Below are 24,402 nucleotides of genomic sequence, written 5' to 3'. Positions count from 1 at the left end.
GACTGAAATTTATATGAATGGTGTTTTGAATAACAATAAATTCTTAATTAATTTAATTAAAATAATTCCCTACATATTTTTGAAATATTTTTACTTATATTGACATGTATTTGAAATTATTTTTTAGGTATTTGTTTTAAACGATCGTAGAAATTTAGATGTGTGATTTTAAAATTAACTGTAAATATATTACTTGTAGAATATTTTATTTTTTAAAATAAGATTTATTGAAATTATTGTATTGTTATCATTAATATTATACTCATTATCACTTGTATACTTTCTCTATATTTTATATAGGTTATAAAGGGTATAAAATAGAAAATGAAAGTTTAATACCCCGTCATTGAGTGTAAATGGTGTTAAATTGATAAAATCTTACCTCAAACATAATATAAATTGAATGGTTTCATGTTGTACTAAGAAAAATTATTTTTAGAAACATATGCTGGTTTTATTATTTAGAATTAATATTTTTAAAATATTATATTATGATAAAAAATTTAAATAAGATTACATATTATAGTATTTTAAAACTTCGTATAAGAGTAATTATACGCATTGTGTATTGAGAGTTTAAAGATTATGTAGTGATATTATAGTTTATTAAAATCCACTGGATTTAATTTTATTAATTTGTGGTTGTTCTTATTGATGCGATTATCTTTTTGTAGCATTATTACTGTTATTTATTCCTATACATGTATTGTTTTATTTTTTTGTGTTTATTTTATACTGTGATAACTGCTATCGTTCTAATAATCTTATTTTTATTTGTTAAAATTAGGTATTTAACATTAGCGAGATGTTTCTGTGTTTTTATAATGATATTATTTTATATGATATTCTAGATATATTCTGTTTATTAAGTATAGATAAATATTAATTTATTCTATAATCACATTAAATTATTGTTTCTGGATGGAAATTAATTTCTTTAGTAGTAAGAATTTAGCTGAAGTTTATTATTTGGTGTTTAATATTATTAAGCTTTAATTTTTTTTGATAGTAGAATATACTACTGTGTAGTATGATGATTTAATACATATTACTTAAAAATAGATTTTTAATCTAAGTGACTTTTTTTGATATTTATTAATGTGATGCTTTGTTTTTAGTATAAATCACTTAATTACTAATAACGCTTTAAATATTATGAGCTATACTAAACATTGGTTCTTTAAATTTTCAGTTGTCTCTATTTGTTTGTTTTAATTTATTTATTAGGTTTCTTCATTGGTTGTATAATTCTCTTTAAAATACAATTTTTGAATTAGTGATTCTGATATTGTTATTTTAACTGGTTTACTTGGAGTATGAGCTCATACTGCTAGTAGATGTTTAATGTCATATTTAGATAATGTAAAAGCAATATTGATTAATTTAATTATAATAGCAATTTTTTATTATCACCTTAATAAATACACAATATTATTTTAAATATTACCATCAGAACTATTCTGATGGATAAGGGGTCATGCTTAAATATTCACGATGATTTTGAAGATAGCTATTATCATAGTTAACAATACGATACATTGATCTTTTAGCTTATGTTGCAAATTACATAGGTTGGTGTATTGCGATATTTATTTTACAATTTATTATTCACATAAAATACTCAATAAGCGAAGTTTGAATGTATACGCTAAGATTTAACTTAATTATGAAGTAAAACTTTGTACATGTAATGAAAATTATTGTTGATATTTATAAAGATTAAAGTAGATTAAGTATTTAATAAAATTATAGAAAGAAGAAAATGCTAAGTAATCTATTTTTGTTTAAGTGTAGTACTTTATTATTAATAATTTATATAACTTAAAAAGTTATAAACAAGCATGTGATTGTAGTAAATGTATACATTTAAGCTAAATAGAAGTGGATGTATGAATTTTCATTCCAATATCTCAAGAATTAAATATTTTCTGCTAATAAAAGTATTAATTTTTACTGATTTTTGCATCTTAATGATTGTTTATTAGACAGGTGCTTTCTATAAAATCATTAATTTGAGATCTTCTTAGAAATGTTTATGAATATTGTTTAAATTGACAGGATGTTTTCCTTAATGACTAATAGATCAGTAAAGTCAGGTACTATAATGCACGTGGAGTATATAGATTTTTAAAACTTATGCACTTATTTCTTAAGATAAAAATATAAATAATGCTAGATGTAAAATCTAAAATAAATTATTTAAATATATTTATATTTTTCAAGATTCAGCAATATTTTATATCAACTCATTTTTATTATTTTAATGATAATTTCTAGTATACAATACATACAATTCATAAAGATTTTTTCACGTATTATCACTCCTCTTCTCACATATTTTATGAATTAAGTATATTTTATATAACCTAAACAATATTTTATTCGTGATATTACGTGTTTGACTAAAATTAAATAGGTAACTTTTAATAGTTACTTCAATGCGTAGTTTTATACTGAAAACTGTTTTAAGCTGTCTCTATTTTTTAAAATTGATATTAATGTTCAAGACTGTTACTGAATGGTTCTACTGAATATCTATTCTTTAACACCTTCTAACTAGTTTTGACTTATTGATCAATAAAAGGATTAAATTTTTAAAATACTTTTACACTACTATACTAACTCAACACTATGTATTCTAATATTCTCTATGAAAATAATTATATTTACACAAATAGTCCATGGCATCGAGATGTGAAAATCACTTGAGTTCTATGATTATTTTCATAAGTGTATAAATTTTATATTGAGCATTTCTATTTCATTCACTTGTAACATTGATGCAAGCATACACTTGAATATTATTTGACTTATTTAATATACACAGGACTTTATATTATAAAAGTTGCTTTCTAGATTAAGAAAGTAATGTATTAATATTACCAGTTAGCAATAATTAGGTAAAATGTGTGATCTATCAAAAATAGGAAAAGTATGTTAATTTCAACAGATTTTTTTTGCACATTAGGTGTAGTCATCTTGCGTGATGATAGAAGAAATACGTTTTGATTAATTTTGTATTTATTTCTAAAATGAGATTATAGAAAAGATCATTAGTTTATTATAGTTTTACAGTTATAATTTTTATTTATTTATTTTATTCGGAAATAAGATCAAAAGTTATTTTTAAAATGTAAAATATTAGAAAAGAACTATTTTATAAATCTTATTGACGCTTATGATCACTTATTAAAGTAGTGTATACAAAATCATTAATTATTATTAACATAACAGAGAGTGATTTTATGATTATAGCACCTGTGGTTAATATATTAAAAGGTCGAGTAACAGTTGGCTCTGAGGTCATTGTACAAGGCTGGGTACGTACAAGGAGAGATTCAAATTCTGGTTTTTCTTTTCTTTCTGTTAATGATGGCTCTTGCTTTCACCCATTACAAATTATTGTTAATAATACTTTATTAAATTATAATAATGAAATTTTACATCTGACGACAGGTTGCGCTATTAAAGTTACGGGTATAATAAAAGAGTCTCCAGGTAAAGGTCAATTTTTTGAACTGGATGCCATGGCAGTGAAGGTAATTGGTTGGGTTGCAGATCCCGATACTTATCCAATAGCTGCAAAACATCATACTGTTGAATACCTTCGTGATGCTGCACACCTTCGTCCACGAACAAGCTTAATTGGTGCAGTTAGCCGGGTGCGTCATACTTTAGCTCAATCACTACATCGTTTCTTTGATGAAGAAGGTTATTTTTGGGTTTCCACACCGATTATTACTACATCAGATACTGAAGGTGCAGGAGAAATGTTCCGTATTTCAACACTAGATTATAATGATCTTCCTCATAATGAAAAAGGTGAAGTCGATTTCAGTGCAGATTTCTTCGGTCGTGAAGCATTCTTAACTGTATCAGGTCAGTTAAATGGTGAAGCCTATGCAACTGCTTTGAGCAAGATATATGCTTTTGGTCCAACTTTTCGCGCTGAAAACTCAAATACTAGCCGTCATTTAGCTGAATTTTGGATGGTTGAACCTGAAGTGGCATTTGCAAATCTTAATGATATTTCGTACCTTGCAGAGAAAATGCTGAAGTATGTTTTTAAAGTTGTATTAGAAGAATGTGTTGATGACCTGATGTTCTTTGCTAAGCATTTTGATAAACAAGTTATTAAGCATTTAGAAAGTTTTATTAATTCTGATTTTGCTCAAGTTGATTATGCTCATGCAATTAAAATTCTTACAAATTGTAAAAAGAAATTTGAGAAGCCTTTATTTTTTGGTATTGATTTATCTTCTGAGCATGAGCGTTATTTAGCAGAAGAATACTTTAAAGCACCTGTAGTTATCCAAAATTATCCGAAAGACATTAAAGCTTTCTATATGCGTCTTAATAAAGACGGTAGAACTGTTGCTTCAATGGATGTTGTAGCTCCAGGTATCGGTGAAATAATTGGAGGTTCTGAACGTGAAGAGCGACTTGATAGATTAGATGTACGTTTTGAAGAAATGGGCATGAATAAAGAGGATTACTGGTGGTATCGTGATCTTCGTCGTTATGGAAGTGTACCCCACGCAGGCTTTGGCCTTGGTTTTGAGCGATTAGTTGCTTATGTAACTGGTGTAACCAATATTCGTGATGTTATTCCATTTCCACGTATACCAAAAAACGCAGCTTTTTAATATACCTAGAGCAATAAATATCGGATCTAAGTAGCGATCCGATCTTATTTGAAATCATACACTTATCATTGTGTGATTAGATATTTATTGTGTAGAATATTTATGCATGTAAAAATCTTTTGATTACTATATGAAAAACAATGTTTATTTTATTAAATATAATTTAAATAAGATTTATTTAGTATTTTTCATAACACCCAGAAAATTAATGTTAAAATAATAAATTTACGGCTATATCGAAATGTTATGTATTATTTTTCTATTTTTTTAATATTTCTTTGTTCATTGATATATAATTATCAATCTCATAATTTAAGATCATATTCAAGGTGTAATGTTTGTTGTTTTGATTTATCTCAGTGACTAAAATATATGTACTGATAAATAATCTGTAATATTTATTTTAGTCACTTACTATTCGTTAATAATGTGTTTATGTAAGTAATGATTGTGTATAATCTAAAACTATTCAAGCTATTTTCTATTGGTAATAATATCTACTATTAGTAAACCTGGATAGGTACAGTCTTATTTTTTATTTAATTTTAGTTTTAAATGTGAAAATGTTTTATTTGTATTATAGATTTGTGTGAGTCGCGTTTTAAATATGCTATGTATTAATATTAAGTAAATTATGTTTGGTGTATCGATCGTGCCTGACAAGGAACTTTGATAACTAAATTTTTACTACTATGTTAAAATATTATTCAAAATGTCTGAGTGTTGATCTCTTCATATTTTTGATGATAATATATAGTGCTCTATATTGCAAAAGAACTGATAGCATCGCTTACTCATAATTAATTTTAACGAGATCCTTCAACTCAATCCTCTAGTATTATTTGATGTAATAAGAGTTTCTCCCTGATTTTAGAGTATTAAATCGTTTAGAATATTGCGAAGTTTTGGTTATTTTCGTTAACTAAAGAGATGACAGTAGTGATAGCAGAAGTTATATCCACTACGATATATTGATATAGTCATTACTACTTAAATATCGATAACTTATAATGAAAATAATAGTTAATCATTAACTAAAATAAAAAATTCGTTCTACCGATAGTTTTGAAACAATTATTAATAGATTTTATCAGGTAACATTTGAAATTTTTATTGCTTGATTTTTATCTATATTGCGAATTTAATTTTTGATTATCTTGTTTAATACTATAGATATCTTGATATTTTTAGGAGCTCGCTTGTAATATCACCTTTTCTGAGAGAATCATTAAATTTTTAATAAATTTCTATTGTATGTTTGCTCAATATACTGATTGTGTAATGGATGTTAAAATATTATGATCTTTATAGATATTATAAGATAAATAATATGATAATTAAAGAATGAGTACATTACACTATTTAAAATTATTTTTAATACCTATAAAATGCAATAAGATAATTGGATGCTCACCATTTTGATATAGTCAAATATATAACTGACGTTGTATTATTATATCTAGTTTGTTTGATATTTTTAACGTAGTTTTATCCTTATAGGTAATAATTTTGATAATAAATAATTTTATTTTTACAATAATATCTACGCTATATCACCTAGTGATATATACTAGGTATAAATACTTTATGACCACTTCATGCAATATTTTACTTTTTATTATATTAATGTAAATATAAAGAATGTGCACAGACTTTATATTTATGTTGTTCGTAGTTAAAATAGTGTATGAACGACCTAAATTTTAGATTGTAATTCACTGCATAAATTTCATGAACATTTTTAGGAAAATATATCCTACAATGACGACAGGCGTATTTTTTACGATTGTAATATATCAAATTGTTTTTTATTAATAAATGTAATTATTCTGACATTTCTGTTTTACATAGATATAATACATAGAGGTTATAATTATCGTTTCGTCAATTGAAGATATTTGTTTTAATTTTAGGTTTAAAGGAGAAATAGAAAAGTTGTAACTGTTTTATTGCACTGCGCCAGACAACTTATTTAGATAAGATTATTGATTAGATTTTTTAGAGATTCCGTACAGAATTGGATTTTTCTGGAAAGTTCTAGGCTGTATTAAGATTAGTTGCGTAACTAAAGTTGATATTAATTTTAGATGATAATCTCTATCGTTTAAATTTTAAAAAATTGTTTTAAAAGACTATTATTGTGATGACGTTATTATAGAATCAATTTAATCATATGTGAGATTTTTAGTGAAATATTATTAATTTATTGATGTAGATTAATAAAAATGAAAAAATGTAAATTGCTTAGTCATGTATTAATATAAAAATATATTAAAACAAGTATTGTTGAATTGTTTGTACGGAACTATATGAAAATATTAACGAAATAATCTAGACACTGAAATGATTATCAAATTTTATTATCTAGATGCAAATGACAATTCTTAATACTGTAACACTTTTTTCTAGCTCTTCAAAGAGTTTGCATCCTTCAGATAACACTTAAGAAATAGAAATTTATTGACTTTAATATAATATGAGTAAAAAGTAACTATTGTTATTCACTGTTATTACTATTATGAGACTATTTGTGTTTTATGAGTATTTTTACTCAAGATAATAATATGTATTAAGTAGTAAAATAAGAAAATCTACTTATATTATATAGAAAATTATATGATATTTAGAAAGAAATCTGATATTGAAATACGTAAGGATAAATAAAAATTAAAACAACAGAAATTTTAGATGTGATTTGATAAGATCTATTAACAATTTCTTAAAATTATCAATATAACTCATATTATCGTGGTCAGTGATTCACTATTGTTTTTTATTAGAGCTCCATATAAACTAACCTATATTAGCGATGGTTAGTCTGAGCAAGAAGAATTATATTAATGTATAGAGTGATATTAACTTTGTGATTACAGAGCTCAAATAGATTTTTTACTTCCTTAGAAGTCCATTACTAGTGGTAACTTTAGATATTAGTGATGATTTCTTATATAAATGAGATGTGTTTCTGTCATTATAGATTTTATCTCTTTAGTTAACAAAAAATTATTAAATCTAAATAATATTCTGATAAGAATTTCCTTGCAATTTGTTTCTAGTAAGAAACGGTGCCAGTATTTTTCCAGTAAAATACTATATGTTATTACAAACTATAGCAAGCTAAACACTGAGTAATATTAAATAATTTTCTGGAGAGTCATTAAAATTTCGTTAATATTTTCTTTGCTAGAAACAGTCTGTATGTTAATGCTATTTTTTTTATTATTTGTGCAACAAGCTTAAAAAATATAGTTTATAAAACATTATGATACAGGAAGACAATTTCATCATTAAGGGATACATTACGATATATGTTTAATATTACTGTGTGCAATATTACTAATGATGCCATTCTTTATATATAGAAAAGTGTTTTAATTATTTTAGGTTATATACAGTGATGTTCATGAGTGAAGATTTGTTAGTGAAAAGTATTTGATGTAAATACAGTTTTTATATGTAGTTGCGTATCTTATATTAGACGGAACCATTGAGACAGTTAATTACAATAAACGTTATATTTTCATGTGAGATTCTTGAGTGATAGTTTATCAAACTGTATATTAATTAGTTAAAAACTACTACTAACTCTAGAAAACTGTAAAAGGTATTTTACGCCAGTGTAGTTTATTACTCTAAAATTTATTATATGTCTGTTGTATAGCTAAGATACTGAATAAGTTTTTCAGTAATTATGTGAGTGAGTGTGAATATTAACAATAAATTATGAGTCTAATTAATTTTAACGGCTAGTTGAAAAATTACTTTAATTCATCATTTATAAACATATAAGGTTTTAAGTATGATGTGAAGTTAAATAATTTTAATGATAATACCTAATTTCAATCTCATCATTACTTATAAACTATATAATATTTTATTTGAGTGTTTAAAACTGTTAATGATCATAAAGAGATCAAGGCAGTAAAGAATATGATGGATTTAGAACTAAATTATACAAGAGGTTTAAAATTATGAGTTCAAAACTAATCTTTGAGATATTACGGATATAAATATGCTTTAGCTTTTTTTGCTATAAAAGACATCATGTATTTTATATTTAATGAAGTGTGTATTGTTTTTGATGATACAGATGATCATTATCTTGATCAATTTGATATTTATAATAAATATAGTGAAATTGTTAGCTTTTATATTCTTCATAATAGATTTTAATAATGATATGATTATATATATGAATGAAAAATTCGTAAAATAAATTATTACTGATAAAAGCAAATTAATAATTTCTTCTTATGATATGGGTGCATTTTTAAACTTTAACACGTTATGTGTGTTTATGAAACTAAGGTATATTGTAAGTGACGGTTATTTCTTTAAACTTGGTTTCAATTATAAATATTGATATATCTATTAATATAGACATGCTAATTTTCCTATATAATTACAAAACGCTATTGCTGCTATAGTGGATTTAGTGATCAATACGAATAATTAGTTTAGCGCGTTTATATATTGAACCTTTGTTAAATTGAGTTAAGATCCTTCATAGTTAAACGCAAAATTATAAACGATTAACTAAATTTTTTAAAGAAGAATGAAAATATAATTCCTCTGATATTATGTACAATAGCTGTTATGCAACTATCTTACATTCATAAAATAAAATAATAGAATTATGAATAGCTGATTTTTTGTTATTTTTTCAAAAATGTAAGAGTAGATTGTACGGCTATTATTAATTTTTATGTATGAAGATATAGATTATAAATATTTTTTATTATGTGTTTATAAAAATGTATTATTTATTATTACAGATTCTTTTATAAGAACACTTAAAGCGAATAGCATTAATGCTGTTTGTGTTTTTGTGTCGTTCATATCACAATGTCATTGTGGAAACATTGAGTAGTCTCATGTTTGGAGAAAAAAAATGCTATAATACTTTGTTGATTACTTATTTGTTAAATATTTCTAATATAAATATTTGTTGGTTATAGAGGAAATACAAAATTTTTTGGAGTTAAAATAGTGTCATTTATAGATAAATGTGAAGAGATTAAAAAAGTTTCTGTGGTGATACCTGTTTATAATGAAGAACAAAGTTTGGTTCAGTTATTAGATCGCACGATTAGGTCTTGTAAACAATTAACACAGGATTATGAGTTAATTTTAGTTGATGATGGTAGTAGTGATCATTCAACAAGCATTTTAATAAAGGCAGCAGAAAATCTAGATAACAATGTTATTGTGATTATTTTAAATCGTAATTATGGACAACACTCCGCAATTATAGCTGGCTTTAATCAAGCAGATGGTAATCTAGTGATTACATTAGATGCAGATTTACAAAATCCACCAGAAGAAATTCCTCGTTTAGTCCAGACTGCATCAGAAGGTTATGATGTTGTAGGTACTTATCGTACTTATCGCCAAGACTCTTGGTTTCGAAAAAAAGCATCTAAAATAATTAATGCAATGATCACAAAAGTAACTGGGTGTTCAATGGGTGATTATGGCTGCATGTTACGTGCATATCGTCGCCATATTATTGATGCGATGCTGCAATGTAATGAGCGAAGCACATTTATTCCAATTTTAGCTAACATCTTTGCACAGCGTATTATTGAAATTGATGTGATTCATGCTGAGCGTAAGTTTGGTAACTCAAAATATAATTTGATGAATCTAATTAATTTAATGTATGACTTGTTGACTTGTTTAACTACAACACCTCTACGTTTGTTAAGTGTAGTTGGTGCCATGATTTCAGTCGGGGGTTTTTTACTAGCAGTATTGTTAATTGTTGTACGTTTGGTCTTTAATGTAACTTGGGCTGATAACGGTGTATTTACACTCTTTGCAATACTTTTTATGTTTATTGGTGCACAATTTTTTTCTATGGGCCTGTTAGGGGAATATATCGGCAGAATTTATAATGATGTACGTGCGAGACCCCGTTATTTTATTCAAAAAGTTATTAGTATAGGTATTAAAGACGACATAAAAAAGGAAGAAAAATAATGCAAACCATTGTTTTTTCATATCATGATATTGGTTGTGTTGGGTTGCAATCGCTTAAAAAAGCAGGTTTTAAGATTAAAGCTGTATTTACTCACATCGATGATATTAATGAAAACCGATTTTATTCTTCAGTAGCACGCCTTGGTGCAGAGATGCAACTGCCGGTTTTTGCTCCAGAAGATGTTAATCATCCACTATGGATTGAACGTATTCGGGCATTAAAACCTGATATAATTTTCTCATTTTACTACCGTAAGTTGTTAAGTAACACAATGCTCGATCTAGCGCCAAAAGGTGCATTTAACCTTCATAGTTCTTTATTACCAAAATATCGTGGTCGTGCATCAATTAACTGGGTGTTGCTTAATAATGAACGTGAAACAGGCGTGACCTTGCACAAAATGGTTGCTAAAGTAGATGCTGGCGACATCGTTGCTCAAGAGAAAATTATGATCAGTAATACTGATACTGCACTGACATTGCATATTAAAACATGTAAATCTGCAAAAGTGCTATTAGATAAAATACTCCCCTTAATTCAATTAGGTAGCTATAAGACTATCATTCAAAATGAAAGCCAAGCAAGTTATTTTGGTCGTCGTACTGCGGAAAACGGTTTGATTGATTGGAATCGTTCTGCAAAAGAAGTTGATTGTTTGATTCGAGCAGTTACCGAGCCTTATCCAGGTGCATTTACATATTTAGCTGAACGTAAAATGTTTATTTGGCGAGCTAGCATACTAGATGATAATAAGGGTAAAGACGCAGGAACTGTTTTGTCTAGTGATCCACTATCTATAGCTTGTCGTGAAGGAGCGATGAAAGTTATTAGTGGGCAAAGCGAAACTGGTCTATATTTGCAAGGAGCGCATCTTGCAACTGAAATGGGTATTGTAGTCGATGTTCGTGTTGGATCGAACCCTATCTCACTAATTAAGCATCGTACAAGTGTTCTGATTTTAGGTGTTAATGGTTTTATTGGTAATCATTTAACTGAGCGCTTATTACAAAATGAAAATTATGATATCTATGGTATGGATATTAGTTCTTCTGCTATTGATCGTTTTATTGGTAATATACATTTTCATTTTATTGAGGGTGATGTCAGTATTCATACTGAATGGATTGAATATCATATTAAAAAATGTGATGTAATATTGCCATTAGTAGCAATTGCAACACCTATTGAATACATCCGTAATCCATTGCGTGTATTTGAGTTAGATTTTGAAGAAAATTTAAAAATTGTTCGTTACTGTGTAAAATATAATAAACGTATTATTTTCCCTTCTACTTCAGAAGTTTATGGAATGTGCGATGCTATAGAGTTTGATGAAGATGAATCTCGCTTAATTGTTGGTCCAATTAACAAACAACGTTGGATCTACTCGGTATCTAAACAATTGCTTGACCGGGTTATTTGGGCATATGGTGCGAAAGAAAACTTGAAATTTACACTATTTCGTCCATTTAATTGGATCGGACCTCGTCTAGATAGTTTACAATCAGCGCGTATTGGTAGTTCTCGTGTAATTACTCAGTTAATCTTGAGCCTAGTTGAAGGTTCACCAATTCAGTTAGTTGACGGTGGTGAACAAAAACGTTGTTTTACTAATATTAAAGATGGTATTGAAGCATTATTTCGTATTATAGATGATAAAGAAAATAAATGTAATGGTCAAATTATTAATATTGGTAATCCAAATAATGAAGTAAGTATCCGTCAGTTAGCGGAGATGTTGCTTGAAAGCTTCGAAAATCACCCGTTACGTAGTTATTTTCCGCCATTTACAGGTTTTCGTGAAATTGAAAGTAGCAGTTATTATGGTAAAGGTTATCAAGATGTTGAGCATCGTAAGCCTAGTGTTAAAAATGCACGTCGTCTTCTTAAATGGTTACCAACAATTAATATGAAAGACACTATTGAAGAAACATTAAATTTTTTCTTGCAAGGTATAGTGGAAGAATTAGGTAAAAAATAATGCAAATAGTTGGTTTAAGAATTGATGTGGATACTTATCGAGGTACATTAAAAGGTGTGCCAAGGTTACTTAAACTAATTAAAAAGCATAACGTTCAGGCTAGTTTTTTTTTTAGTGTAGGACCTGATAACATTGGACGCCATTTGTGGCGTCTTTTTCGTCCTAAATTTTTAAAGAAAATTATAAGATCAAATGCTGCTTCTCTTTATGGATTAAATGTTTTATTGGCAGGAACATTTTGGTCTGGAAAAAAAATTGCTAAAGATTTAGGCTATGTAATGAAACAGACTGTAGATGCAGGTCATGAAGTAGGTTTGCATGCATGGGATCATCAAGGCTGGCAAGCAAAAGTAGCAAAATGGAGCGAAGATCAACTAATTGAACAGGTAAAATTAGGGGTAGATGCTTTAAAGCAAGCTATCGAACAACCTGTTTCGTGTTCAGCTGTTGCAGGTTGGCGTAGCGATAAACGTGTTCTTGAAGTGAAAGAAAAGTTTGGGTTTAGTTATAATAGTGATTGTCGTGGAAAATATCCGTTTAGACCAGTGTTACAAGATGGTTCTATAGGCACTGTTCAAATTCCGGTTACTTTACCAACTTACGATGAGGTAATTGGTACTGAAGTAAATGACTATAGCTTTAATGATTTTATTTTGCGAGCAATGAAAAATAATGATGGCATCCCTGTCTATACTATTCATAGTGAAGTTGAGGGGATGTCAAAATTAAAACAATTCTCAAAACTATTAGAAGCAGTTGAACAAGAAAAAATACAATTCTGTCGGTTGAGTGATTTATTACCAGAAAACATCAATAATCTTCCTATAGGAAGAGTAGTGAGAGGATTTGTTCCCGGTCGTGAAGGTTGGCTAGGCTGTCAAAAAGAGGAATCACATTAGTATGTTGTACAACCAAGCGAGAAAAATAAATATCTCTTTGCTGGTTCTTTTTTTTATTTTAACATATTTATTGCCATTGAATAGCAGATTATTATGGCAACCCGATGAAACGCGATACGCTGAAATTAGTCGAGAAATGTTACAGAGTGGTAATTGGATTGTTCCTTATATGCTTGATATTCGCTATTTTGAAAAGCCAGTTGCAGGCTATTGGATGAATAATATTAGCCAGATAGTTTTTGGACACACTAATTTTGCTGTTCGTTTTAGTTCAGTATTCTGCATGGTACTTAGTGTATTAGTTATTTATCGTATAGCAAAAAAAATGTGGAATAATAGCCATGTTGCTTACGTTGCTAGTTTTATCTATATGTCAATGTTCTTAGTATTTTCTGTGGGAACATATAATGTTCTGGACTCTATGTTATCTCTTTGGATAGCTGTGAGTATGTATTCTTGTATTTTGGCAATGAAAGCTAGAGGTATTAAAGAAAAACTGTCAACATGGGGAAGTGTCGGGTTCGCTTGTGGTATGGCATTCATGACAAAAGGTTTTTGTGCATTAGTTATCCCTGTCATTGTCATGCTTCCTGTGACACTTTATCAAAAGCGCTTTATTGAAATGCTAAAATATGGTCCAGTAGCCATTATTTGCGCAATGTTTATTAGTTTTCCTTGGGTGTTAGCTGTAGCACAGCAAGAGCCTGATTATTGGAGTTATTTTTTTTGGATAGAGCATATAAAACGTTTTGTATCCGATGATGCTCAGCACGTTGCACCCTTTTGGTATTATATACCAATTATTTTTTTAGGCAGTATTCCATGGGTAGGTTTATTGCCGGGGGCATTATTTAAGAATTTGAAAGAGTGTAAATCTAATGAAAATATGTTTTTTTTGATGTCTTGGTTTATCCTTCCTATATTCTTTTTTAGCATCTCTCGCGGAAAATTGCCAACATATATGCTACCATGCATGTCTCCACTAGCTTTGATTATAGCAAAGTATGGAGTAGATTGTGACTGCAATGGTAAAATGAAGGTATTAAAAATTAATAGTATTATTAATTTAACGATCGGGGTATTGGCTATCATTGCTATGATTATATTCGGTCTAGTAATTCAGAAACCTCTATATGAACGAGACGAATTGTCTAAAATAGCACTAGGGGTTTTTGTTTTTTGTATTTGGGTTATTGTTAGTTACTTATGCACTTTATTAAATGCTAAATATTGGCTTTGGGTAGCATTTTGTTCGTTACCAGTAAGTTTATGCGTTGGTAGTATAGTACCAAACAATACTGTTAACTCTAAACTTCCGCAACATTTTATTAATCAACATCATCATTTATTAATTAATAGCCGTTACTTAATGGCGAATAATGTTGGGATTGCCACAGCGCTAGCGTGGGAGGCTCAAAATTCAAATATTTATTTGTACAATACTACAGGTGAGCTTGCTTATGGTTTAGAATATTTAGATAGTCAATATCGTTTAGTGAGGTCAGAGCAATTCATAACTTGGTTGAGAAAAGTACGTAAAAAAGGGCAGGTTTTAGTATTTTTTTTACTAAGATATAAAACAGATTTACCTAATATCCCCAAACCGGATGAAATCATTAGTAATTCACGTATGGTTATCGCCGTTTATCATCAACAATGAGTATATAATTATTATTACTTTTAGTAGTCAGTGTACTTACTAGCATTGGATCAGTAGCTTAAAAAGCAATGGTAGTATGCTGGGACACTGATAAAAAATACAATGGTATTAGTTGATTTTTTTTTGGTTATTTTTAGCTGTGTTAATGCTGGAGTTAAGCATGTTATTGTGGTTAAAATTACTGATAAACATGGCGATAAGTGTTATTTATTAAATTCTTAGTATTAATTTTTTATTGGCAACGTTAACTAGACAGTGCATTGATCATGAAAAAACTAGATTTCATTATTGGCTTTCTGTTTCAGAAATACTGTTTGGTTTTTTTTAATAAGTGTTAGTGTATGAATAAAATTTATTTATAATCGCTTATCAGTGTATTTTTAGTGACTGTTGCGCAATTAAGTTTGCAAGGTGGTGTTTTCTCTAGGTTACCATTTTTGCAACTAAATTGCCAATGGATACAATATCATTGGTTACGATCTAATGTTGTTAGTTTAGTATAGTTTTTACTGGTTTAGTCTTTTATGTGTTATCTATGATATATTAAGCACTTGTATTAAGTTTAATTTTTTAAATAAATCGTATCCACTAGTTAGTGAAGTTGTGTATTTATTTATTGGCGGTAATATTGCCTTGGTTTTTTTTGAACTTGCAATATTGTTAACAATAAGCAGTATAATATTTATTATATTTCGTATTGTACTTATTGAGTATCTAGAATAAGAAAAATCTATCAAAAATACAATAAATTAACAGCAGTGTTATTTTTGTATTTTCCATCTTATGATAATTACTATATATAAAACAATATTTAAGATGTATATAAACGATAAATGCATATCATGTATATATGAAGGAAAATACAATGATACATGATGTATAAGTGTATTGATGAATTATTTTATATATATGATTTTATTAAAGCATAGTAAATTTATTCAAGTGAAAAATTTTAGTGTTTTATTTAAATAAAAGATTTTTTAATACCGAATGAGTAAAAACATTTTTATCGTTATTTGTATCAACTAATTATTTATAAGAAGAAAATATTACGAGTTTCTGATATAGTTATGTGATTTGATATAAGAACTATTGATGATACATCAAATATGATATAGTATAATAAGACTATCTTATTACCTTATAATCAGATAGGCTATTATACAGACAAACTTAAAATTATTATTCTTATCAGTATTAATTTCGCATTCGTACATATCAGTAAAAATACAAATTTTATTATTACCTCAAGTGCAATTATCTCATGACATAATAATAAAAAATAACATAGTTATTATGAAATAATAAGAATATTGCTTATCAAGTTTTTATACATATATTTAATAGCTATATTTCTATTTAAATACTATTCATCACTTATCATCAAACATGATAAGGCATGCAATTTAATACACTACATTTAATGTTTAGTAAAATGGTATTATTACAATAATTTTAAGTGTAATAGATGACATATAGTTTTTTCTGATACCGGTAATATATAAATTCATATTTTAATCAGGAAAAAGATTATTTTTTAATAAATAACATTGCTCAATGAAAAGCATTTTACTAGATATGTAATATCTGATATAATCAATTCCGTATTATTTTCGTATATGTTTAGTATTCCTAATAGAAAATCATGAATTTATTTATCTAATATTTTATTATATTACTATTTTTGTAAAAATCTATACTGAAGAGGTATTTAAAGTGTTTCTAAGTCCTACATCTATCAGATTTATTTTTTTAAATTATTGAATAATATAAATAATTTTTCTAAATTTCTTAATTTACGTCTTGATTATCTTGGTAAATCATTTATAAAATAACTAGTTTCTGTTCTTTCTGCAAGATAATTCGTTCCACTGTATTGACTATTATTTGAGTTTGTAAATCAATTTCAATATTTATTTGATCATTTAAACGTTTTTTGCCTAATGTTGTACTTGCTAAGGTCTCTGGTATGAGATTCACACAAAAATCATTATTAATCACATTTCCTATAGTGACACTAATACCATCTATCGTTATAAATCCTTTATGAAAAATATATTTCATCTGTGATTTATCATAGATAGATAGCCATAATTGATAATTATTTTCTGATGTAAAGATTTTACTTATCTTTGCGGTGGTCATAACATGACCAGAAACAATATGTCCGCCGATTTCATCACCATATTTTGCAGGTCTTTCAATGTTAACACTATCTCCAACTTGTAACATTCCAAGATTAGTTAACTTTAGTGTTTCTTTAATTAAATCAAAACTGACTTTCTCATTATCGATTTTTGTCACTGTTAAGCAACAACCATTATGCGCAACTGAAGCGCCTTTTTGTAATTTAACAAGAAGTTTTGGTGTAAACTGCATTATATGAGTACGAAAGTGAGTTCTTTCTATAATTGAAAGAATGATTGCTGTTTCTTGAACAATGCCTGTAAACATGTTGACTCTCAGTATAGTAATTTTATTACATTTAGTGTACTGAATTTTTTTTTAGAGATCTATCTAATGTAAGTAGTTTATTCAAGATAATTTCATAAGTAATTACAATAATAATCGGAGCCTTTGAAAGTATTAATATGTATTAATGTTGGCTAAAATTATCAAATAAGATACAATACAATATTACTAATAAGCATTTGATTTATCGAAAATTATTATTCTTTTCAATACTACAATTATCTGAGTGTTATGTAGTTGGAAAAGAACGACAGTTTAACCAGTATCGAAATATCATAACTGTAAATTCAAACTATGTTTGTATATGTTACTCAAGAGTAAACTAGAATATTTTCGGGTATATAGCTATTGTATTCAATATTAATTATTTATTTAAAAGGTGTATATGTGCAGAAATATTTTATAGAAGCACGTAGTTTGCTAGTTCTCGGTGTTCCGATAATTCTTGCTCAATTTTCACAAACAGTGATGGGTTTTGTCGATACAGTAATGGCAGGAAGTATCAGCGAAATTGAAATGTCAGCAGTTGCAATAGGATTTTCAATCTGGCTTCCTGCTATTCTTTTTTGTCAAGGAGTATTAATGGCTTTGACACCAATTGTTGCTCAGATGAATGGATCGGTGCGTCGTCATTTAATTGGTAATCAAATTCAACAGGGCTTATGGTTAGCATTCTTTTTATCACTTGGTGTGATTGTTATACTGTATAACAGTAAGTTAGTTATTGGTAACATGCTAGATATTCATGGAGAACTTACTGATAAATCAGTTCGTTTCTTACATGCTATTATGTGGGGTGCTCCGGGATATTTATTCTATCAAGTTTATCGTAGCCAATGTGAGGGACTATCAACAACAAAACCAGGAATGATAATTGGTTTTTTAGGACTAATGATTAATGTTCCAATTAATTATATCTTTATTTATGGACATTTTGGTGTCCCTGCCTTAGGAGGGGTTGGTTGCGGCGTTGCAACTGCATCTGTTTATTGGGTCATGTGCATAATGATACGTTGGTATATAAAAAGAACACAATCACAACAAGATATTTGTTCAAATCAACGATTGTATTTTTTTAATTTACTGATAATTAAACGTATTTTTATACTAGGGTTACCTATAGGGTTAGCCTTGTTTTTTGAAGTTACTTTATTTTCAATTGTAGCATTATTAGTGGCACCTCTTGGTATCACTGCTGTTGCAGGCCATCAAGTGGCTCTTAACTTTAGCTCTGTTATGTTTATGTTTCCATTATCGTTAGGTATTGCGGCAACAATTCGTGTTGGTTATAATCTCGGACGACAGTCTACAAAAGCCGCAAAAATATCGTCTTATACTAGCTTAGTTGTTGGTCTATTAATCTCTTGTATAACTGCGATACTAACAGCAACATACCGTGAATCTATCGCGCTAATGTATAATAAAAATCCAGAGGTTATTGTGTTATCTTCAAGTTTAATGCTATTCTCAGCTATCTATCAACTTTCAGACTCTGTTCAAGTTATTGGCGCAGGGATTTTGCGTGGTTATAAAGATACTCGTTCTATTTTCTTTATTACTTTTACCGCTTATTGGTTATTAGGGTTACCAGTTGGTTATATTTTAGCATTAACAAATTCCATTCTTCCTGCAATGGGGCCGAAAGGTTTCTGGATGGGTTTTATTATTGGTCTTAGCACTGCAGCTATTGGTATGGTGACTCGTATTTGGTGGATTCATAAACAACCTGATAGTATTGTTTTAATGCGTTCCATGCGTTAAGTCACGACAAACGGTGCAGTTAAACAGATTATATTGTGGTTTTATCGATTTAAATACAAAAACTTACATAAAAACACATATTACTTATTGTTAATATAATAAGAAAGAACAATTCTTTCTTTGTTTTAAAAAAAAGAGTTTAAAATGCGTTCGTAGCTCAGTTGGTTAGAGCGCCACCTTGACATGGTGGAGGTCGGTAGTTCGAGTCTACTCGGACGCACCATTGTGTTTTATAAATTTTTATTTATGTTTTTATAAAATTTGATATATCTCATATTGTTTTTTATGATAAAAAACGTCTTAAATAATTTTATTACACATTAATGAGCTAGATTAGATTTATAGATTAGATAATGGATAATAGCATTTATAATAAAATCAAATTATAATTTATTATAAAATTATATTAAACATGCTTGTATTTCTTTTTTTAATATTATATAGAATTGAAAAAACTTTATCTTAATAGTTTCTTTTAAAATAAAAAAAAGAATATGTGTAGATTTTATTTATTTATTGTAGATATATAATTGTAATAAATTAAAACTTTACTATATTCTTACATTAAAATAAGAAGAAAAATTAAGTTAAATAATTAATTTAAGTATAAATATTATTTATTTTAATTTTTCTTAAGATTACTATAACGAGTGTGATTACGTATTAAAATATTTATATAATCTATAGAAAAAACAAAAGAAAATATTATTATATTTGACAATCAATCACTCAAAATCAATTTAATAACATTTATGAGCGATAAATGTGTCTCTATTTTTTCTTATCTATTTTTTCTTTCAAACATACATATTTCTTCAATTAGCTATTAATATAAAATAATACTATCAAAGTTTAATTTCTCTCGTTTAACGATGCTTTTTTATGTAGAAAAGAGTGCTTATTTTATTCAAAAATATTTTATTATCTAGTTATTTAATCGAGATTAATTTAATTACATCTTAAATATTTCTTTGACGGAGGGAAGTATTTTTTTAGATTTATCATTGATGATGTTTTTTAATTTTACATAGAGAGAAGAAATAATATTAAATGCTGATATCATGCATGTGACAATTGATTATTGAACCGCAAAATTAATACTTGAATGATTCTTATCAAATATCAAAAACATAATATTTTTTTGATATTTCGGTACAATTTTAACATTCTATTAAATATAAATGACATATTTTACTAATTTTAGCTGTGATAGTTAAGAAAATAGTTAATAATTTTTACTGTAACTGTTTTACAGTTATACTGATGAATCAATAGTAAGTGTCTGTTCATATACAGGTTATTAAATGATGAATTGAGAGTATTAGTACTATAATTGTTAGTAATCTTCTATATTAAAATCTTAAGTTTTGTTTAATATCGTGAATTTTTTAGATATAACTTCAAATGCTTTAAGAAACTTTATTTTTTTGAAAGTTATTGGCTATGATACATATTAAATGCATATCTTTCTAAGATTTGCATTTTATTATTGATCTTCAAATATCATTTATCAAAAAATGTATGTATAAGTAACTAAACGTAATAATTATTTACAATTAGTTGATGTAATAATTTTTTAGTTCACTTGTTAGTATTTTAGGAGCAAAAAGATGAACGTTGATTAGTTTTTTTACGACATATTTTAATATACAATTTACTTTGTATATTATATTTGTTTGTTTAGTATTTTTTAATTTTTGTATTCTCCTAACGATGAGAAATACTTTTCGCATGATCATGATCTATCATGCTAACTTTGCTCAATATTTTGATTGTTATAATTGATGTTAAATATTTAATTTTAGTAAAAAATTCTATGAAGATGAGATTTTTATATAACTAATATAATTATAAACGGATTATAGATTTTAAAACTGTTTTTTTAATCAACAAAAGCTGAGTCAAAATGCATTAATATCTTACAAAGATGACTCCAATTTTATTGGAAAGAAAATTGAAAATGATACACTAAGATTCACTCAGTAAATTTACTGGAGTGAATAATTAAGACGAGCAGTAAAACTATTAATATATGTGTGTACAAAAGTATCACTAAAAATAAAGTGAATTTCTGAATTTTGCATAACTATAAAAGGAATGCGGATAATTTTTAATTGATTATAGCATTGTGTAGTACTTACGTACAACTATATATTATAAAGAAAGGTTAGTTTACTGAATCACTATTTTTAGTTAATGAATATAATAAACATGTATGACATTTCAGTTAAGTAGACTAACAATGCTGCATTGAAAATTTTATACAAACATAATGTTAATAAAAATCTCTAAGAACTTATTTATATATGTATCCTTTAATTATCAGGACATTTATAATAGAAGCTAGTGATAAATTAAATTCTAGTTACCTAAAAACTAAAAAGATCAATGTTACCAGGTAGTCGATATACATACTGTATTATAATGCATGAGTTTTATTTTAAACTGCTGGTGTTGGTAAAATATTTTTTCTAGTAATTTTTACTAAAAGAACATGGTATAAATTTAAAAAGATGAACTTGTCAGAAATAAAAATTAGTTTTTGAAGTTATTAAAAACAATAGTTGTTAAAGTGTTTTTTTGAAGTATCATGAAAATGCTAATCTATGATAACATATTAATATTTATCTTAACTATTAAATTATACATATATAATATAAGGTATATGACATATCTTTTATGCGTATTTAATATTTTCGATAGTACTAGTCATGACTCAATTTTAAATCCGTATATTTTAATCTATATTGATTATTTTATTCTTTGAGATCAATATTTTATATTTATAAAATAACATATGTTTCTAATAATTAAATATAGCATTTTGTTTTAAAAATGATCCATATTACTTGAAATATAATCAATGTACTTTTTAGTGAAATAAATAATGTAATATTAAAAAGTTGATAAAAATAAAATAACAATCATAAAATAATATTATTTTCTATTGGGGGATTTATTTCAGATCACTAGCTTTAACAAGAATAGATCTGATCATTGCATTTAAGCCTTGAGTGCGAGAAGGTGTTAAATGCTGTTCTAAAGCCAGCTTGGATAAGAAAGTATTTACATTTAACGATAATATTTGTTCAGCAGTTTTTCCTTGAAAAAAAATAATCACGATCGCTATGAGACCTTTAACAATTGCTGCATCGCTACTTCCGGAAAAAGTAATAGTCCCATCTGATTGCTTTTTCATATCAATCCAAACTTGGCTTTGGCAGCCTGAAATGAGATTACTTTGTTTAAGCTGTACTTCTGTTAATATTGATAAACGTTCACCAAGTTCTATTATATATAGATAACGTTCCTCCCAGTTTTGACAACGCGCGAAATTGTGCATTAATTTATGTTGATTTGGTAAATCTATCATGTTTATGTCCTTACTAAAGAAAATGCACCAAGACTTGTTAGATAAGTATTATTTTATTTTTATATGAGTTTTATTAGCTAATCTTTTATTGAAGTAGGTAATATTTATTCATGATTCTATCAGCTATTGATATTAACTGTGTTATAGTTTATTTACGTAAAATAATTATTTGTACCTGAGTTGTGATACGGTAGAATTTTTTAACTATTCCATCATCTAACTACAATTATTTTAATAAAAACTTCTTAATAAACGACGATATTAATTTAATTATTTTCATAGGTTTAATGAGTAATCTTAATAAATTAAGCAATATTAAATATTAATATCTATATTAGATTCATTTAATAAGTTTGATAAAATTAATAAGGTATTTTAAAAAAATATTTAGCCTAGCAATGTATTGATGCGCTTTAAGGCATTAAATAAGACATCGATATCATCTTGTGTTGTATATATACCGATAGAAGCTCGACACGCTGCAGATATATTTAGACGATTCATCAATGGTAAAGCACAGTGATGACCAGTGCGAATTGCGATCCCATATTGATCTAAAAATAATCCTACATCATAGGAATGATGTGTTCCTAAATTAAAAGAAATCACTCCTTTACGTTTATCATTTCCAAATAAGACTAGTGCAGGAATATCTTTTAATTTTTGTGTAGCATAAGTCATAATCTTTTCCTCATGAGAGAATGCTTTTTCTTGGCCAATTTCACTAAGATAATCAAATGCAGCACCGAGCCCAATAATGGCAGTGATATTTGGTGTTCCTGCTTCAAAACGCCATGGCGCATCAGCATAAGTAATACCATTTTTAAAGCTGACGTTCTGAATCATAGATCCACCACCTTCCCATGGAGGCATTTGGTCTAAGATCGTTTTTTTAGCATAAAGAATACCGATTCCTGTTGGTCCATATAATTTATGCCCTGAGAAAGCATAGAAGTCACAATCTAAATCTTGCATATTGACAATACTGTGCATTGCTCCTTGCGCACCATCTATTAAAACATGTAGTTCTGTACCATAAGATGCTGCTAGTGTTTTTGCTTGTTGAATGATTTCTTTAACTGGGTTAATTGTGCCGAGAACATTAGAAATATGAGTAAAACTGAGTAAACGAGTCTGAGCGTCAATCAGTTTATTTAGTTTTTCTAATTTTAATTTTCCAGTATCAGATATAGATAAGATTCTAATTTCAAAACCAATAACTTTTGATAACATATACCATGGAACAATATTAGCGTGATGTTCCATTTCAGTAATAATAATATTATCGTTTTTACCAATAAATTTTCGTCCAAAGCTGTTGGCAACTAAATTAATAGCTTCCGTTGTACCTTTAACAAATACAATTTCTTCTGCTGAGCTAGCATGAATAAAATTCGCTGCTTTTTGACGCACTTTTTCCATCATTGATGTTGCTTGTATGCTAAGCGTATGTATACCGCGATGCACAGCAGCATATTGATACAACGTAAATTCACTTTCTTTTTTAAAAACTTGTAATGGTTTTTGTGTGCTTGCTGCACTATCAAGGTAGACTAACGGATGGTTATTAACTTTTTGATGTAAACCAGGAAAATCTTGTCTAATTGATATAACATTGTAGAACATA

Annotated in this window: 9 protein-coding genes and 1 tRNA gene; 7 read left to right on the top strand and 3 right to left on the bottom strand. The window is 27.4% G+C overall.

From position 1 onward, the window contains the following. The first annotated feature begins 3,245 nt into the window (after positions 1–3,245). The 5 genes from asnS (at position 3,246) to arnT (ending at position 15,169) form a co-directional block, all read left to right on the top strand. A complete protein-coding gene (asnS, locus tag GFV14_RS03095) occupies positions 3,246–4,646 on the top strand; it encodes an asparagine--tRNA ligase (protein ID WP_457914210.1) in 1,401 nt (466 codons plus the stop codon). A gap of 4,998 nt (positions 4,647–9,644) precedes the next feature. Next, positions 9,645–10,628 carry an undecaprenyl-phosphate 4-deoxy-4-formamido-L-arabinose transferase gene (gene arnC, locus GFV14_RS03090; protein ID WP_457914690.1) on the top strand — a complete coding sequence of 328 codons (984 nt, stop codon included), beginning with the start codon at positions 9,645–9,647 and terminating at the stop codon, positions 10,626–10,628. Then, positions 10,628–12,610, top strand: a complete 1,983-nt coding sequence (arnA, locus tag GFV14_RS03085) for a bifunctional UDP-4-amino-4-deoxy-L-arabinose formyltransferase/UDP-glucuronic acid oxidase ArnA (protein ID WP_457914209.1) — start codon at positions 10,628–10,630, stop codon at positions 12,608–12,610. Before arnC ends, arnA begins: the two co-directional genes overlap by 1 nt. Then, entirely contained in the window at positions 12,610–13,509 is a 900-nt protein-coding gene (gene arnD, locus GFV14_RS03080; protein WP_457914208.1) for a 4-deoxy-4-formamido-L-arabinose-phosphoundecaprenol deformylase, read from the top strand. Before arnA ends, arnD begins: the two co-directional genes overlap by 1 nt. Position 13,510: 1 nt before the next feature. Beyond that, positions 13,511–15,169, top strand: coding sequence for a lipid IV(A) 4-amino-4-deoxy-L-arabinosyltransferase (arnT, locus tag GFV14_RS03075; RefSeq protein WP_457914207.1), 1,659 nt, complete (start codon positions 13,511–13,513; stop codon positions 15,167–15,169). A gap of 1,824 nt (positions 15,170–16,993) precedes the next feature. On the opposite strand, the gene GFV14_RS03070 is transcribed toward arnT, so the two are convergent. Then, entirely contained in the window at positions 16,994–17,623 is a 630-nt protein-coding gene (locus GFV14_RS03070; RefSeq protein ID WP_457914206.1) for a riboflavin synthase subunit alpha, read from the bottom strand. 405 nt (positions 17,624–18,028) lie between these two features. Here GFV14_RS03070 and GFV14_RS03065 point away from each other — a divergent pair, with 405 nt between their 5' ends. After that, positions 18,029–19,402: an MATE family efflux transporter gene (locus GFV14_RS03065; protein ID WP_457914205.1), complete on the top strand. Its 1,374-nt coding sequence runs from the start codon at positions 18,029–18,031 to the stop codon at positions 19,400–19,402. A 146-nt stretch (positions 19,403–19,548) separates the two neighbouring features. After that, a tRNA-Val gene (locus tag GFV14_RS03060) sits at positions 19,549–19,625 on the top strand. A 2,733-nt stretch (positions 19,626–22,358) separates the two neighbouring features. Here GFV14_RS03060 and sufE read toward each other — a convergent pair. Both sufE and GFV14_RS03050 read right to left on the bottom strand, forming a co-directional pair. Beyond that, positions 22,359–22,775, bottom strand: a complete 417-nt coding sequence (gene sufE / locus GFV14_RS03055; RefSeq protein ID WP_457914204.1) for a cysteine desulfuration protein SufE — start codon at positions 22,773–22,775, stop codon at positions 22,359–22,361. Between the two features lie 387 nt (positions 22,776–23,162). After that, positions 23,163–24,401 carry a SufS family cysteine desulfurase gene (locus GFV14_RS03050; RefSeq protein ID WP_457914203.1) on the bottom strand — a complete coding sequence of 413 codons (1,239 nt, stop codon included), beginning with the start codon at positions 24,399–24,401 and terminating at the stop codon, positions 23,163–23,165. Position 24,402 lies beyond the last annotated feature (1 nt).

This window comes from Candidatus Hartigia pinicola (assembly GCA_020541205.1).
Classification (GTDB): Bacteria; Pseudomonadota; Gammaproteobacteria; order Enterobacterales; family Enterobacteriaceae; genus Hartigia; species Hartigia pinicola.
This window is presented reverse-complemented; position numbering and strand designations above follow the sequence as displayed.